This is a genomic window from Xylanibacter brevis ATCC 19188 (genome assembly GCF_000621725.1).
GTDB lineage: Bacteria > Bacteroidota > Bacteroidia > Bacteroidales > Bacteroidaceae > Prevotella > Prevotella brevis.
In genome coordinates, this window is the sequence record NZ_JHXM01000001.1 from 91,140 (window position 1) to 108,503 (window position 17,364).

Annotated in this window: 8 protein-coding genes; 4 read left to right on the plus strand and 4 right to left on the minus strand. The window is 54.5% G+C overall.

The window, feature by feature from the left end; all coding sequences use genetic code 11:
- The first annotated feature begins 24 nt into the window (after nucleotides 1-24).
- A complete protein-coding gene (locus tag T433_RS0100330) occupies nucleotides 25-2,241 on the plus strand; it encodes a glutamine synthetase III family protein (protein WP_027450714.1) in 2,217 nt (738 codons plus the stop codon).
- A gap of 623 nt (nucleotides 2,242-2,864) precedes the next feature.
- Here T433_RS0100330 and T433_RS0100335 read toward each other — a convergent pair.
- The 4 genes from T433_RS0100335 to gltB form a co-directional block, all read right to left on the minus strand.
- The gene (locus tag T433_RS0100335) at nucleotides 2,865-4,100 is read right to left on the minus strand and encodes an LL-diaminopimelate aminotransferase (protein WP_027454403.1); all 1,236 of its coding nucleotides are present in this window, start codon (nucleotides 4,098-4,100) and stop codon (nucleotides 2,865-2,867) included.
- 222 nt (nucleotides 4,101-4,322) lie between these two features.
- Complete coding sequence (dapF, locus tag T433_RS0100340) at nucleotides 4,323-5,201, minus strand: diaminopimelate epimerase (RefSeq protein ID WP_027454404.1); 879 nt, start codon at nucleotides 5,199-5,201, stop codon at nucleotides 4,323-4,325.
- A gap of 15 nt (nucleotides 5,202-5,216) precedes the next feature.
- Nucleotides 5,217-6,665: a glutamate synthase subunit beta gene (locus T433_RS0100345; protein ID WP_027454405.1), complete on the minus strand. Its 1,449-nt coding sequence runs from the start codon at nucleotides 6,663-6,665 to the stop codon at nucleotides 5,217-5,219.
- A 171-nt stretch (nucleotides 6,666-6,836) separates the two neighbouring features.
- Nucleotides 6,837-11,444 carry a glutamate synthase large subunit gene (gene gltB / locus T433_RS0100350; protein WP_027454406.1) on the minus strand — a complete coding sequence of 1,536 codons (4,608 nt, stop codon included), beginning with the start codon at nucleotides 11,442-11,444 and terminating at the stop codon, nucleotides 6,837-6,839.
- 422 nt (nucleotides 11,445-11,866) lie between these two features.
- Here gltB and pyrG point away from each other — a divergent pair, with 422 nt between their 5' ends.
- The 3 genes from pyrG to asnB all read left to right on the plus strand — a co-directional run bounded on the left by pyrG (nucleotide 11,867) and on the right by asnB (nucleotide 17,080).
- A complete protein-coding gene (gene pyrG, locus T433_RS0100355; protein ID WP_027454407.1) occupies nucleotides 11,867-13,507 on the plus strand; it encodes a CTP synthase in 1,641 nt (546 codons plus the stop codon).
- A gap of 89 nt (nucleotides 13,508-13,596) precedes the next feature.
- Nucleotides 13,597-15,336 (plus strand): amidophosphoribosyltransferase, encoded by a 1,740-nt coding sequence (locus T433_RS0100360; RefSeq protein WP_027454408.1) that lies wholly within the window; start codon nucleotides 13,597-13,599, stop codon nucleotides 15,334-15,336.
- 43 nt (nucleotides 15,337-15,379) lie between these two features.
- Nucleotides 15,380-17,080 (plus strand): asparagine synthase B, encoded by a 1,701-nt coding sequence (gene asnB, locus T433_RS0100365; RefSeq protein WP_027454409.1) that lies wholly within the window; start codon nucleotides 15,380-15,382, stop codon nucleotides 17,078-17,080.
- The last annotated feature ends 284 nt before the right edge of the window (nucleotides 17,081-17,364 follow it).

Sequence of the window (17,364 nt, forward strand, 5' to 3'; positions counted from 1 at the left end):
ACAAGCATCTGATATAAAATTATTATGGAAGCATTAAGATTTCAGGTTGTCGGCGAGGCATTCAAGAAAAAGCCCCTCGACGTAAAAGCCCCTAGTGAGAGACCTTACGAGTACTTTGGCAAGAAGGTCTTCAATCGTGAGAAGATGTACAAGTATCTGCCCAAGGACGTGTATGAGAAGATGGTGGATGTCATCGACAATGGTGCCCGTCTGGATCGTGCTGTGGCCGACGCAGTGGCTATCGGCATGAAGCAGTGGGCCACAGAGAATGGCGTCACTCACTATACTCACTGGTTCCAGCCCCTGACTGAGGGTACTGCCGAGAAGCACGACTCATTCATTGAGCACGATGGCAAGGGCGGTATGGTAGAGGAGTTTTCTGGAAAACTGCTCGTTCAGCAGGAGCCTGATGCTTCTTCGTTCCCCTCTGGTGGTATCCGCTCTACATTCGAGGCTCGTGGTTATTCTGCTTGGGATCCCACATCGCCCGTATTCATTATAGACGACACGCTGTGTATCCCCACTGTGTTTATCAGTTATAGCGGTGAGGCGCTCGACTACAAGGCTCCACTGCTGCGCGCCCTGCATGCTGTCAACGTGGCCGCCACTGATGTTTGCCATTATTTTGATCCTACGGTGAAGAAGGTAACCTCGAATCTCGGATGGGAGCAGGAGTACTTCCTCGTGGACGAGGGCCTCTATGCCGCACGCCCCGACCTGCTGCTGACGGGTCGCACCCTGATGGGGCACGACTCAGCCAAGAACCAGCAGATGGACGACCACTACTTCGGTGCTATCCCCGAGCGTGTGCAGGCCTTCATGAAGAACCTCGAGTTTGAGGCACTGGAGCTGGGCATCCCCGTGAAGACACGTCACAACGAGGTGGCTCCTAACCAGTTTGAGCTGGCTCCTATCTTCGAAGAGACCAACCTGGCCGTGGACCACAACATGCTGCTCATGTCGGTGATGAAGCGTATCGCCCGCAAGCATGGCTTCCGCGTGCTGCTGCACGAAAAGCCCTTCGCTGGCATCAACGGTAGCGGTAAGCACAACAACTGGAGCTTGAGCACCGACAACGGCATCCTGCTGCATGCTCCCGGCAAGACCCCCGAGGCCAACCTGCGCTTTGCTACCTTCATTGTAGAGACACTGATGGGTGTATATCGCCACAACGGTCTGCTGAAGGCTTCTATCATGAGTGCCACCAATGCACACCGTCTGGGTGCCAACGAGGCTCCCCCAGCCATCGTATCAAGCTTCCTGGGCAAGCAGGTGAGCGAGCTGCTGGATCACATCGAGAAGGCCGACGTAGATGATATTCTGGCCATGGCCGGCAAGCAGGGCTTGAAGATGGACATCCCCGTGATTCCCGAGCTGTTTATCGACAATACCGACCGTAACCGTACGTCGCCATTCGCCTTCACCGGCAACCGCTTTGAGTTCCGCGCCGTGGGTAGCGAGGCCAACTGCGCCAGCGCCATGATCGCCCTGAACAGTGCCGTAGCCGAGGCTCTGACCGACTTCAAGAAACGCGTAGATGCCCGCATCCCCGAGTTCACCGAGAAACTGAAGGGCACCGACCACAGCGCCACCTTCCACGCCATCATCGCCGTACTGCGCGAGGATATTAAGACCTGTAAGCCCATCCGCTTCGACGGCAACGGCTACAGCGACGAGTGGGTAGCCGAGGCTGAGAAGCGCGGTCTGGACGTAGAGAAGAGCTGTCCGAAGATCTTCGAGCGCTATCTCGACGACGCCAGCATCAAGATGTTCGAGAGCCTGGGCGTGATGACCAAGAAGGAGCTGGAGGCACGCAACGAGGTGAAATGGGAGACCTACACCAAGAAGATCCAGATTGAGGCACGCGTGCTGGGCGACATCTCGATGAACCACATCATCCCCGTGGCCACACGCTACCAGAGCGAGCTGCTGAAGAACCTGAACAACATGGCAGTGGTGTTCCCCATCGATACTGCCGACAAGCTCTCTGCTCGCAACAAGAAGATTATTCAGGAGATAGCCGAGCGCACCTTCGCCATTGAGAAGGGCGTGGAAGAGCTGGTAGATGCTCGCAAGAAGGCCAACAAGATAGAGAGTGAGCACGAGAAGGCCATCGCCTATCACGACGAGGTAGAGCCTAAGCTCGACGAGATTCGTTATCAGATCGACAAGTTGGAACTGATCGTTGACGATGCTCTCTGGCCACTGCCTAAATATCGCGAACTATTATTTATCAGATAACCTTTTTAATTCGTCCAAGGTCATTCCTTGTTATTGAACGCATTTGCCCGAAGCTGAGACAGTTTCGGGCAAATTTCATTTATAACTAGACCTCCAGACTCACTCCTAACCTCCGGACCCCCTCCTAACCTCCCCCTGAATGGGGAGGAATGGATAGTTTTTGGCTTTTGGTACTATATTCTTTTGTTCCTTGCGGGACATCCAAATTGGTTTTTAGGACCGAAGGTCCGCGGTTTTTCCTTTTTGAGACAGACAGCCCCAGAATGGGGTAACGGTATTGGTGGAAGACGGGCCGTGAACTTGTTCACGAGCTAGTCATCCACCAATAGCGTTAAAGACTCGATAGAGACTTCTGTCTCAAAAAGGGGGTTTATATGGTTTTTGTTATATCACAAGGGAAACAACCCAATCATTCCATGCATCAAAAAAAAAGTTGTTGATGAATTCACATTCACCAACAACTTCTGCAAAAAACTAGAATAAGGGGCGGTTTTTAGTCTTTCATTTACTGCTAATCGTTTCTTTTTTTGCTGTCTATCATCTTCCATTTAAAAGTCTAACCATTCCTCCCCATACAGGGGGAGGTTAGGAGGGGGTCCGGAGGGTCCGAGGTCTTACCCTGGCTATTTACCAGCACTCCATTTCTGAATTCTCTCCAGAGCCTCATCGGTGGACTCATGCGTGCCGAAGGCCGTGAAGCGCACATAGCCCTCGCCACTGGGACCGAAGCCCACGCCGGGCGTGCAGACCACATTGGCACCGTAGAGCAACTCCTCGAAGAACTGCCATGAAGTGGTGCCCTCGGGCGTGCGCATCCATATATAAGGTGCGTTCTCGCCTCCGTAGCACTCGAAGCCGGCAGCACGCAGTGTGCTGAGCATCTTGGAGGCGTTCTGCATGTAGTAGTCGATGGTCTGCTTCACCTGCTGCTTGCCCTCGGGGGTGTAGATAGCCTCAGCAGCGCGCTGCGAGATGTAGCTGGTGCCGTTGAACTTGGTGCACTGACGGCGGTTCCACAGGGGGTTCAGCGCTATGCGACGGCCGTCGATGGTGGCTGCCGTGAGGTCCTTGGGCACGATGGTGTAGCCACAGCGCACGCCAGTGAAGCCAGCGGTCTTGGAATAGGAGTGGAACTCGATGGCGCACTTGCGGGCACCACGAATCTCGTAGATGCTGTGGGGCACGTCGGGGTCGGTGATGAAGGCCTGATAGGCGGCATCATAGAAAATCAGTGTGTCGTTCTTCAGGGCGTAGTTCACCCACTTGCGCAACTCCTGTTTTGAGATGACCGTACCCGTGGGGTTGTTGGGATAGCAGAGGTAGATCACGTCAACACGCTGCTTGGGCAACTGTGGCGTAAAACCATTCTCGGCATTGCAGGGCATATAGACCACGTTAGACCACAGGCCGTTCTGCACCGTTCCGGCGCGACCTATCATCACGTTGGAGTCGATATACACGGGATAGATGGGGTCGGTGACACCGATGGAGTTGTCCCAGCGGATAAGCTCCTGGATGTTGCCGGTGTCGCTCTTGGCGCCATCGTTGATAAAGACCTCGTCGATGTCCAGATGGATGCCACGAGGCAGGAAGTCATTCTTTAGGATGGCCTCGCGCAGGAAGTCGTAGCCCTGCTCAGGACCGTAACCGCGGAAGCCCTGATGCGTAGCCATCTCGTCGGTGGCCTTGTGCATGGCCTCGATCACAGCGGGGCAGAGGGGTTGGGTGACGTCGCCAATGCCCATCGAGATGACGTTGGCATTGGGATGTGTTACTTTGAAGGCATTGACCTTCTTGGCTATATCTGCAAACAAATAGTTGTTGGGCAGTTTCAGAAAATGTTCGTTGACTAGTGCCATATATCTAAGCCCCCTAAGTTAGGGGGATGGGGGTCTGAACGCGAGCCCCCTAAGTGAGGGGGTTGGGGGTCTGAACGCCCCTCGTGTCTTTCCCGTTAATTGTTAATAATATGTGTAAGAGAGCCTGTTCAGACCCCTAAATCCCCTTATGAAGGGGACTTTGGCCTGTTCAGACCCCTGTTGCCCCCTCGCTCGGCTTTGCCGCTTGGCTCGTCCAAGAACTTAGGGGGCCGTAATTTCTCCATCGAAGGCGAAGGCTGCGGGGCCCGTCATATAGACATGGTTATCACTCTCGCGCCACTCTATGCTGAGAGTGCCTCCATCCATCACAATCTGCGAGGTGCGACCAGCCTTGCCAGTCAGAGCTGCAGCCACGGCTGTGGCGCAAGCACCCGTGCCACAGGCCTGGGTGATGCCGCTGCCACGCTCCCACACACGGGTGCGGATAGAAGCCTCCCCCTGCCCCTCCGAAGGGAGGGGAGATGCAAACTCAATATTACAGCGCTGGGGGAAGGCGGGATGAACCTCCAGGGCGCGACCTTTGGTCTCTACCTGATCGACGTCGTCGGTGAAGATGACGTAGTGGGGGTTGCCCATGGAGACAAAGAGACCCACCCCCTGCCCCTCCCTGTGAGGGAGGGGTGTTGATAGATTTGGGGTGAATAATTTATCATCTTCTAAAACCGGTTTGCCCATATCCACCGTGACGCTCTCCACGCTCTCGTTGACAATGTGGAGATGGAGCCGCTTGATACCCGACAGCGTGAGCAATCGAATCTCGGCCTCCAGGTATCCATCCGCCTCTCTCACAGGGAGGGGCCAGGGGTTGGCCTTCTCATAAAGATATTTGCCGATGCACCTCGAGGCATTGCCACACATCATCGCCTCGCTGCCGTCGGCATTGAAGATGCGCATGGTGAAGTCGGCCTCGGGGATGGGCGACTCGCCTATCAGCACCAGTCCGTCGGAACCGATGCCCTTATGACGGTCGCTCCACTGGATGGCAGCTGTCACGGGGTCGGCAATGGGATACTGCGTGGTGTCAACATAGATGTAGTCGTTGCCACAACCGTGCATCTTGGTGAATTTGATCTTGCGCATAGGATAAACGGGGGATTAATGGGTGTTCTGAGCGAGGAAGTCATGCACCTTCTGTGCTGTCTGTCGGCCGCTGGCCAGCGCACGCACCACGAGAGATGCACCATTGGCTGAGTCGCCACAGACGAAGACATTCTTGGGATATTCGGGATGTTCGGGTTTGAGGAATCCCATGGCCAGCAGGCAGAGCTCGGCCTTGATGATCTCGGGTTTGCCTTTCTCCACCATGATGGGGCGACCACCCTCGGGATTGGGTTTCCAGTCAATCTCCTGCACCTTGACGCCCGTCAGTTTGCCGTCCTTACCCAGGAACTCCAGCGTGTTGATGTTCCAGCGGCGCGTACATCCTTCTTCGTGCGAAGAGGTGGTCTTCAGCGTACGGGGCCAGTTGGGCCAGGGGTTCTGTGGGTCTTCAGGACCTTCCACGGGACGAGGCATGATCTCAATCTGGGTGACACTCTTGCAACCCTGACGGTGGGCCGTACCGATGCAGTCGCTACCGGTGTCGCCACCACCAATCACTAGCACATCCTTACCCTTGGCGCTGATGCGCTCGTCTTTCGAGAACTCGATGCCAGCCAGCACACGGTTCTGCTGCGCCAGCAGTTCGAGGGCATAGTGCACGCCCTTCAATTCGCGGCCGGGGGCTTTCAGATCGCGGGCGGTGGGGGTGCCTGATGCGATGACTATGGCGTCGAAGGCCTCCCCAAGCCCCTCCGAAGGAGGGGATGTTTGATTACCTGAAGCATCGGAATTGTTCCCTGAAACATTGGATAAATGTATCTCAACACCCCCTCCTTCGGAGGGGCTTGGGGAGGCTTCAACATTGTACTTAAACTCGATGCCCTCCTGCTCCAGCAGGGCGATGCGACGGTCGATCACTGCCTTGTTCAGCTTAAAGTTAGGGATACCGTAGCGCAGCAATCCGCCTGCAGCTTCGTTTTTCTCAAATACGGTGACGGTATATCCCATGTGGTTCAGGTCGTTGGCGGCAGCCAATCCGGCAGGACCAGCACCAATCACAGCCACCTTTTTTCCGTTGCGAACGATATCGGTCTTGGGCTGGATAAAACCCTCCTGGAAGGCCATCTCGATGATGGCACACTCATCTTCGCGGTTGGTGGTAGGCTCGTGGTTGAAGCGGTTCAGCACGCAAGCCTTCTCGCAGAGGGCCGGACAGATGCGGCCGGTGAACTCGGGGAAGGGGTTGGTGCTGCTCAACAGCTTGTAGGCCAGTTCCCAGTCGCCCTTATACAGAGCCTCATTCCACTCGGGCGCCTTGTTGCCCAGCGGACAGGCCCAGTGACAGAAGGGCACGCCGCAGTCCATGCAGCGTGAAGCCTGCAACTTACGTTCGCGGGTGCTGAGCGTCTGCTCCACCTCTCCGAAGTCGTGTATTCTATCGTTAATAGGGCGGTAGCCCGCCTCCTGGCGATGTATCTCTAAGAATGCTTTTGGATTTCCCATTTTTTTAAAATTTAAAAGTTGAAAGATTGAAAAATTGAAATTCTCTTTAATTCTTCCATTCTTTAATTCTTCAATTTTTTTTTGGATTTCCCATTTTTTTTAAATTTAAAAGTTGAAAGAATGAAAAATTGAAATTCTCTTTAATTCTTCCATTCTTTAATTCTTCAATTTTTAGTAGTCGCGCTGGATGTCGGCAATCTTTTCGTGCAGACGTGCCATCTTCTCCTCTTCGAGCACACGCTTATACTCGATGGGCACCACCTGAATGAAGTCCTCGATGTGGCGATGCCAGTCGTCGAGCATGCGTCCGGCCAGGGCCGAACCCGTGTGCAGGTAGTGCTGACGAATCAGCTCGAGCAGTTCTTTGCGCGACACAGAGTCCTCTACCAGCGAGAGTTCCACCATGTCCATGTTGCAGAAGTAGTCGAACGTATGGTCGGGGTCATAGACATAGGCCACACCGCCACTCATACCTGCGGCAAAGTTGCGACCGGTCTTGCCCAGCACCACCACGCGACCGCCAGTCATATACTCACAGCAGTGGTCGCCGGCACCCTCGATGACAGCGATGGCACCTGAGTTGCGCACGCCAAAGCGCTCGCCCACCTTACCGTTGACGTAGAGTTCGCCGCTGGTGGCTCCGTAGAGACCGGTGTTACCTGCGATGATATTGTCTTCGGCCTTGAAGTCGTTGCTGCGACGGGCGGGTGGCAGGATAGAGATTCGTCCACCAGAAAGGCCCTTACCGAAGTAGTCGTTACACTCTCCCTCGAGTTTTAGGTTCACGCCATGAACGGCAAACGCACCGAAGCTCTGACCGGCCGAGCCTTTGAACTTGATGTTGATCGTGCTGTCGGGCAGCCCGGCTTCGCCATATTTCTGGGCGATGACACCAGAGAGCATCGTGGAAACGGCACGGTCGGTATTCTTGATGGCGTAATCGAGCGTTATCTCCTCGCCATCGTTGATAGCCTTCTCTGCAGCCTTGATAATCTCCTCATCCTTCACACCGGTAACCTTGGTATATGCGCCACGGTCCCAATAGAGGGCCTTGTCTGTGTCGGGCTTATGCAGCAATCGGGCAAAGTCGATAGACTTCTGCTTGTCGGTAGCGTTCTCGGTGTTCACCTCTATCAGTTCAGTGTGTCCGATGATCTCCTTCAGCGAGCGAACACCGATCTCGGCGAGGTACTCGCGCACCTGCTCGGCCAGGAAGGTGAAGTAGTTCACCACATACTCTGCACGACCCTCGAAGTGCTTGCGCAGCTCTGGGTTCTGGGTGGCCACACCCATCGGACAGGTGTTGGTGTTGCACTTACGCATCATCACACAGCCCAGCACGATGAGGGGCAGTGTGCCAAACGAGAACTCGTCGGCACCGAGCATCGCCATGATAATCACATCCTTGGCGGTCTTCAACTGGCCGTCGGTCTGCAGGCGTACCTGGTTGCGCAGACCATTGACCACCAGCGTCTGCTGGGTCTCGGCCAGACCAATCTCGGGCGAGATACCTGCAAAGCGCATACTTGATGCGGGCGAAGCACCCGTGCCGCCCTCGGCACCACTGATCACGATGAGGTCGGCCTTTGCCTTAGCCACACCTGCGGCAATAGTTCCTACGCCACTCTCGGCTACTAACTTCACACTAACGGCAGCCGTGGGATTGATGTTCTTCAGGTCGAAGATGAGCTGTGCCAGGTCTTCAATCGAATAGATATCGTGATGAGGTGGTGGCGAGATGAGCGAGATGCCGGGAATGGCATTACGGGTCTTGGCAATGATGTCGTTCACCTTGAAGCCGGGCAACTGTCCGCCCTCACCAGGCTTGGCACCCTGTGCCACCTTGATCTGTATTTCTTCTGCATTCACCAGGTATTCAGCAGTCACACCAAAGCGTCCTGATGCAATCTGCTTGGTCTTTGAACTGAGGCTCACGCCATCCACCTCCGTGTGGTAGCGGGCGTTGTCCTCACCACCCTCACCGGTGTTAGAGCGGGCGCCCAACTTGTTCATAGCCAGTGCCAGCGCCTCGTGGGCCTCGATGCTCAAGGCACCAAACGACATGGCACCCGTCACGAAGTGCTTCACGATGCTCTCTACGGATTCCACCTCGTCGAGACTCACCCCCTGCCCCTCTCTGTCAGAGAGGGGAGTAGATACTTTCTTGAATCGAAGGAAGTCACGCAAGAAGATGGGAGATTCTTTCTCGTCAACCAATTTTGACCACTCTTTAAACTTCTCGTACGAGCCTTGTCGACAGGCCAGTTGCAGTTTGGCGATAGTCTCTGGGTTCCAGGCGTGCTTGATACCATCCTTGCGCCATGCAAAGAGGCCCTGGTTCTGCAGCAGAGTCTGCTCCTTGGCAGCCTCGTGCAGCGCAATGGCGTCGCGGGCAATCTCCTTCAGGCCCACACCACCGATGGTGCTCACCTCTGTACCGAAGTAGCGGCGCAGCAGGTCTTCGCCCAGTCCGATGCTCTCGAAGATCTTGGCTCCACGATAAGAGCGGATGGTAGAGATACCCATCTTCGACATAATCTTCTTCAGACCCTTGTCCACGGCCTTGATGTAGTTCTTCTCGGCGGTGGCGTACTCCTCCTGAATCTTGTGATGCTTCACCAGATCGTCGAGTACCGCAAATGTCATGTATGGGCACAGGGCGCTGGCACCGTAACCCAGCAACAGGGCAGCGTGCATCACCTCGCGAATCTCACCGCTCTCAACAATCAGGGCAGTCTGCACGCGCTTACCTACGCTAATCAGGTAGTGGTGAACGGCAGAAACGGCCAACAGAGATGGGATGGCGGCGTGCGTCTCGTCCAGGTCGCGGTCGCTCAGGATGATGTAGTTAACACCCTCGTCTACACTGGCTTCGGCCTGATGGCACAGATCGTCAAGTGCCTGGCGCAAGCCTTCCTCACCCTTGGCCATCTCAAACAGGATAGGCAATTTCTTGGTGTTGAAGCCCTTGTAGCGGATGTTACATAATATATCAAGTTGTGTGTTGGTCAAAACGGGTTGGGGCAGGCGCACCATCTTACAGTTAGATGCATCGGGCGTCAGTATGTTGGTACCTACGGCACCGATGTATTCCGTCAGACTCATTACCAGCTCCTCGCGGATGGGGTCGATGGCGGGGTTGGTGACTTGCGCAAACTGCTGACGGAAGTAGTTGAACAGCACCTGCGGACGGTCGGAGATGACTGCCAGCGGCGTATCGTTACCCATCGCAGCCACGGGCTCTTGGCCGGCAGTGGCCATGGGGATGATGGTCTTGTCGATATCCTCCTGTCCGAAGCCAAACTGCACCAGCTTAGCGTTCAGATGATCCACACCGTTGTCCACCTTGCGTCCGCTCTTCAGCTTCTCCAGCTGCACGCGGTTCTCGTTCAGCCACTCGCGATAAGGATGGGCCTTGGCGAGTTGTTCCTTGATCTCGCCATCGTAGTATATCTTGCCTTCCTGGGTGTCGATGAGCAGGATCTTACCTGGCTGCAGACGACCTTTCGATACCACGTCACCCGGCTCAAAGTCCATGACGCCGACCTCAGAGGCTACCACCATCATACCTTGCTTGGTGATGGTGTAGCGGCTGGGGCGCAGACCGTTGCGGTCCAACATTCCGCCTGCGTAGCGACCATCGCTAAACAGCAGTGCGGCAGGACCGTCCCAGGGCTCCATCAGGATAGAGTGATATTCATAGAAGGCTTTCAAATCTTCAGAAATGGGGTTCTTGTCGTTGAAGCTCTCGGGCACCAGGATAGCCATGGCTTGAGGCAACGAGAGTCCGCTCATCATCAGGAACTCAAACACGTTGTCGAGACTGGCAGAGTCGCTCATGCCGTCCTGCACAATGGGGCGCAGGTCCTTGATGTCGCCCAGCGCCTCGCTCGAGAGCACACTCTCGCGGGCCTTCATCCAACCGCGGTTACCACGGATGGTGTTGATCTCACCATTGTGGGCCAGCAGGCGGAAGGGCTGTGCCAACTTCCATTTGGGGAAGGTGTTGGTAGAGAAGCGCGAGTGAACCAGTGCCAGTCCGCTCGTGAAGTAATCGTTAGACAAATCGGGGAAGTAGCGACGCAGCTGTCCGCTGGTGAGCATACCCTTGTAGATGATATTCTTAGAAGAGAGGGAGCAAATGTAGAAATCGGACTCTCCCCCCTGCCCCTCCCTGTGAGGGAGGGGAGTAGATAGTTCTTCCATTTTGGCTACCCTATTCTCGATTCTCTTCCTTATTATATATAATGTGCGCTCGAATGTCTTCTCCTCTTCGTCTGGAGTGTAATCACTCCCCTCCATTACAGGGAGGGGATGGAGGGTGGGTCCCCTCTTCACGAAAATCTGTTTGATGTCTGGTTCCACCTCACGTGCAGCCACACCCAGCACCTCGGGGTTGGTGGGCACCGTGCGCAGATGCATCAGTGTGAGTCCCTCGCGCTCAATCTCCTCGATCATCACGCTCAGTATCTGCTGCTGTGCCTGCGCATCCTTAGGCAGGAACACCAGTCCTGTGCCATACTTTCCTTTCTCGGGCACGGGGATGCCCTGAAGCAGAATAAACTCGTGGGGAATCTGCACCATAATACCAGCACCATCGCCGGTCTTATCGCGTGTCTCAGCACCGCGATGCTCCATGTTCTCCAACACCTTCAGTGCATTGTCCACCAACTCATGACTCTTACCGCCATGAATATTAACCACCATGCCTACACCACAGGCATCGTGCTCGTATTCACTTTGATAGAGACCTTGATTGTTTAGTTTTCGTTGTGTCATATTATCCTCTATTAAACTTACGCTTTTTAAAAATTTGCGTGCAAAGATATTGCATTTGTCAACAAACTAGCCAATACTGCTGACGTTTTTATCTACTTTTTGTCCAAAAGTAACAATCTGTAAGTATTCTGCATTATAAACTAACAATTTGTAATTTACCCGATAAAACGACCTTCTATTTGTCTTTTTCTGCCGTTTTAAGACGGTTAAAAGCCGATAAAAAGGGGTTTTGTATATAGTTTTTTAGTACTCTAACGCAGTATTATCATTACATCATGATAATATTTCAATCCGAAAGAAAATCGTATAATTTCCTTTCGAATTATCAGTTTGGGCAAAAAAGTAGATAAAAAGTTGGGCGACTAGCAGGACTAATCGCATGGGAAAGCGTAATTTTGCAGTCCATAAAATAGATAAGTTTTATGGAAACAAAGTACATTTTCGTAACAGGAGGCGTGGTGTCTTCATTAGGTAAAGGCATCATTTCAGCCAGTATTGGAAAACTGCTGCAAGCACGCGGCTATAAGGTAACCATCCAGAAGTTCGACCCCTACATCAACATAGACCCAGGCACACTGAATCCCTATGAGCACGGCGAGTGCTACGTGACTGAAGACGGATTCGAGACCGACCTGGACCTGGGACACTACGAACGCTTTACCGGCATTCACACCACGCGAAACAATTCTATCACAACAGGACGTATCTACAAGACGGTCATCGACCGCGAACGCCACGGCGACTATCTGGGCAAGACAATTCAGGTAGTGCCACATATCACCGATGAGATTAAGAGGAGGATGCTGAGGACCTCCCCCCACCCCCCCAAAGGAGGGGAGAATGGTTCCTCCCCTTCGGGGAGGTTAGGAGAGGCCTTCGACTTCGTCATCACCGAGGTGGGCGGCACCATTGGCGACATTGAGAGTGCTCCTTTCATGGAGGCCATTCGCCAGTTGCGCTACCAACTGGGACGCAATGCCGTATGCGTACACCTGACGTACGTGCCCTATCTGAAAGCGGCCGACGAGCTGAAGACCAAGCCTACACAGCATAGTGTGAAGGAGCTGCAGGGCATGGGCATCCAACCCGACATTCTGGTGCTGCGCACCGAGCGCCATCTGGACGACGGCATGCGCATGAAGGTGGCCTCGTTCTGCAATGTGGACCTGGAGTGTGTGATACAGAGCGAAGACCTGTCGTCTATCTACGAGGTGCCCGTGAACATGCAGCACCAGGGACTAGACGCCGCCATCATGCGTAAGATAGGTATCCCCGTGGGCGAGACACCGGCCATGAAGCCTTGGCACGCCTTCCTCGACAAGCAACGCAACGCCACCACCGAGGTACACATCGCACTGGTGGGCAAGTACGACCTGCAGGATGCCTACAAGAGTATCCGCGAGAGCTTGAACCTGGCGGGCATCTACAACGACGTGAAGGCGCGCCTGCACTTTGTAAACAGCGAGGAGATCACACAACAAAACATCGCTCAGAAGTTGAAGGGCATACAGGGCGTCATCATCTGTCCGGGGTTCGGCAGTCGCGGTATTGAGGGCAAGATCATTGCTGCCGAGTACACGCGCACCAACGACATACCCACCTTCGGCATTTGTCTGGGCATGCAGATGATGGTCATCGAGTTTGCTCGCAACGTGCTGGGCTATAAGGATGCCAACAGTGCCGAGATGGACACCGAGACACCACACAACGTGATTGACATGATGGAGGAGCAGAAGACCATCACACAGATGGGCGGTACCATGCGACTTGGTGCCTACGGCTGCGAACTGGTGAAGGGCAGTCGCACCTACGAAGCTTATGGCGAAGAGTCACTCATCAAGGAGCGCCACCGCCACCGCTATGAGTTCAACAATGCCTATCAGGAGGAATACGAGGCTGCAGGCATGAAGTGCGTGGGCATCAACCCCGATGCCAATCTGGTGGAGATCGTCGAGATACCCGAGAAGCGCTGGTACATCGGCACACAGTTCCACCCCGAATACACCTCTACGGTGCTGAACCCACACCCCCTGTTTTTGTCATTCATTAAGGCATGCCTTTGAGAATTCTTTTAGTCGGCCTATGGCCTTTGTAAAAGCGTCACAAGTGCTGAGCGGAGAATTGATAATTGATAATTGACAACTGATAATTAATGGAGCAACTGAAGCATGAATGCGGCGTGGCGATGATTCGCCTGCTGAAGCCGCTGGATTATTACGAGAAGAAATATGGCACCTGGGCCTACGGATTCAATAAGCTCTACCTGATGATGGAGAAACAGCACAACCGCGGACAGGAGGGTGCTGGATTTGCCACCGTGAGCATGAGCAAGGAGGCAGGAACAGAATATATGTTCCGCGAAAAGGCCGAAGGCAAGAATGCCATCACTGAGATATTTGGCAGAGTGACCGAAGAGATGGCGGGCGAACTTTATATGGGTCATCTGCGCTACTCTACCACGGGCAAGAGCGGACTGCAATACGTGCATCCTTTCTTGCGCCGCAACAACTGGCGAGCCAAGAACCTGTGTCTGTGTGGCAACTTCAACATGACCAACATCGACGAGGTCTTTGACTATATCACAGCGCAAGGTCAGTCGCCACGTATCTACAGCGACTCGTACATCACACTCGAGCTGATGGGACACCGACTGGACCGCGAGGTGGAGAAATGCTTCGACGAGGCAAAGGCTCAGGGACTGGAGGGACTGGACATCACCAATTATATAGAGGACCACATGGAGATGGCCAACGTGCTGCGCACCACCATGAAGCACTATGATGGTGGCTTCGTGATGTGCGGACTGACGGGCAGCGGCGAGATGTTCTCGGTGCGCGATCCGTGGGGCATACGTCCAGCCTTTTACTATCGCGACGATGAGATCATCGCACTGGCCAGCGAGCGACCCGTGCTGCAGACCACCTTCGACCTGCAGGCTGAGGATATCCACGAGCTGATGCCGGGCGAAGCGCTTATCGTGAGAAAGAATGGCGAGAGCCACTTGGAACAGATCATGCCGGCACAGCAGTTGAGTGCCTGCTCGTTTGAGCGCATCTACTTCAGCCGTGGTTCCGACTGCGACATCTATCAGGAGCGCAAGCGCCTGGGCGTACAGCTCACGCCGGCCATCCTGAAGGCCATCGATAGCGATGTGGAGAACACGGTGTTCTCGTATATCCCCAACACGGCCGAGGTGGCCTACTATGGCATGACCGACGGTTTCCGTCAGCAGGGCTATAATGTGCGCACCGAGAAGGTGGTGTGGAAAGACATTAAGTTGCGCACCTTTATCTCTACCAACAACGAGCGCAACGACCTGGCTGCCCACGTCTATGACGTCAGCTATGGTTCGCTCAAGGCGCATGTGGACAACCTCGTGATCATCGACGACTCCATCGTGCGCGGCACCACGCTGAAAGAGAGTATCTTCAAGATTCTGGACCGCCTGCACCCCAAGAAGATTGTGATGGTGTCCAGCTCGCCACAGATTCGCTACCCTGACTACTACGGCATCGACATGGCCCGCCTGGAGGAGTTCTGCGTCTTCCGCGCCACCATGGCACTACTCGAGGAGACCACCCGCATCGACGGACAGGCACTGATACAGGAGGTATATAAGGCCTGCAAGGAGCGCCCCATGGAGGCCAACCACGTGAGAAAGCTCTACGAGCCCTTCACGGTGGACGAAATCAACAAGAAGATCGTGGAGATGCTGCGCCCGAAAGATATGCAGGCCCCCATCGAACTGGTGTTCCAGAGCATCGAAGGTCTGCACGAGGCGTGCCCCAATCATCCGGGCGACTGGTACTTCACAGGCCACTACCCCACTCCGGGTGGCATGCGACTCTGCAACAAGGCCTTTGTGAACTACATCGACAGCCTACAGAAATAGCTTATAACAACAAAAACAACCAAAATAAACTAGAAAAAAGACTATGTGTGGAATCGTTGGAATATTCCGCTCGGCAACGCCAGAAGGAGTTTGCCAGAGCAACAGTGAACAGGAACAGACGCCAGCGCTGCGCGAAAAGGCGCTGAGAATGAGTCAGAAGATACGTCACCGCGGACCCGACTGGAGCGGCATCTACTGTGGCGGTTCGGCCATCTTGGCCCACGAGCGTCTGAGCATCGTCGATCCCGAGAGTGGCGGTCAGCCGCTCTTCTCGCCCGACCGCAAGCAGGTGCTGGCCGTCAACGGCGAGATATACAACCATCAGGAGATTCGTCGCCGCTATGCGGGCCAGTACGAGTTTCAGACGGGTAGCGACTGCGAGGTGATCCTGGCGCTCTACCGCGAAAAGGGCATCGACTTCCTGGAAGACCTGAGTGGCATCTTCGCCTTTGCACTCTACGACGAGGAGAAGGATGCGTTCCTCATTGCCCGCGATCCCATTGGCGTGATTCCTCTTTATATTGGTTATGATGCCGACGGCACCGTGTATGTGGCCTCAGAGCTGAAAGCCCTCGAGGGCCAGTGCGAGCGCTACGAGCCTTTCCTGCCCGGCCACTTCTACTGGAGCTGTGACCCTGGCATGAAGCGCTACTACCAGCGCGACTGGTTCGACTATGACGCAGTGAAGGACAATGGCGCCAGCGTAGAGGCTATCCACGATGCACTCGAGAGTGCCGTGAAGCGCCAGCTGATGAGCGATGTACCCTACGGCGTGCTGCTCTCGGGCGGACTCGACTCAAGCGTCATCTCGGCCATCGCTGAGAAGTTTGCTGCCCACCGCATCGAGGACAACTCGCAGACCAAGGCCTACTGGCCCCGCCTGCACTCGTTTGCCGTAGGACTGAAGGGCGCCCCCGACCTGGCTAAGGCGAAGATGGTGGCCGACCATATAGGCACCGTTCACCACGAAATCAACTACACCATCCAGGAAGGTCTCGACGCCATCCGCGACGTCATCTACTTCATCGAGACCTACGACGTGACAACCGTCCGAGCCTCAACGCCTATGTACCTGTTGGCGCGCGTCATCAAGTCGATGGGTATCAAGATGGTGCTCAGTGGCGAAGGTGCCGACGAGATCTTTGGTGGCTACCTCTACTTCCACAAAGCGCCCAACGCCAAGGAGTTCCACGACGAGACCGTGCGCAAGCTATCCAAGCTGCACCTCTACGACTGTCTGCGTGCCAACAAAAGCCTGAGCGCCTGGGGCGTGGAGGGACGCGTGCCCTTCCTCGACAAGGAGTTCCTCGATGTGGCCATGCGCACCAACCCAGAGGCCAAGATGTGTCCAGGCTCGGTTGTTGAAAAAAAGATTGTCCGCGAAGCCTTTGCCGACATGCTGCCCGAGGAAGTTGTTTGGCGACAGAAGGAACAGTTCAGCGATGGTGTGGGCTACTCGTGGATTGACACGCTGAAGGCCATCACCGCTGCTGCCGTGAGCGACGAGCAGATGGCGCACGCCGCCGAGCGATTCCCTATCAACCCTCCCAAGAACAAGGAGGAGTATTACTATCGCTCCATCTTCGCCGAGCACTTCCCCAGCGACTCTGCTGCACTTAGCGTGCCCAGCGAGGCTTCCGTAGCCTGTTCTACGGCCAAAGCCCTGGAGTGGGACGAGGCTTTCAAAAACATGAACGACCCCTCGGGTCGAGCCGTTAAAGGCGTGCATGAGCAGGCCTATTAACGGAATGTCCTCACATTCCAAGGGCGTGCATGAACAAGCATATTGATATTCACTTTTTATAGGTTTTATTTTTGCTACGGCGGCAGGTGCTTTTCGCAAGAACCTGCCGCCAATTTCTATAGAGTTGCTATTTCAAAGGCTTTCTCTCTGATGAGCGGATACCAACTAGTCGAACCATTTCGCAAACATTGTTTTTATTCATATTCTACTCCAAATAATAGTGACACCTTTTTAATCTAAAGAGGGTTCTCTCTTAGAAAATTTGGAAGAATCAGAATTCTTTT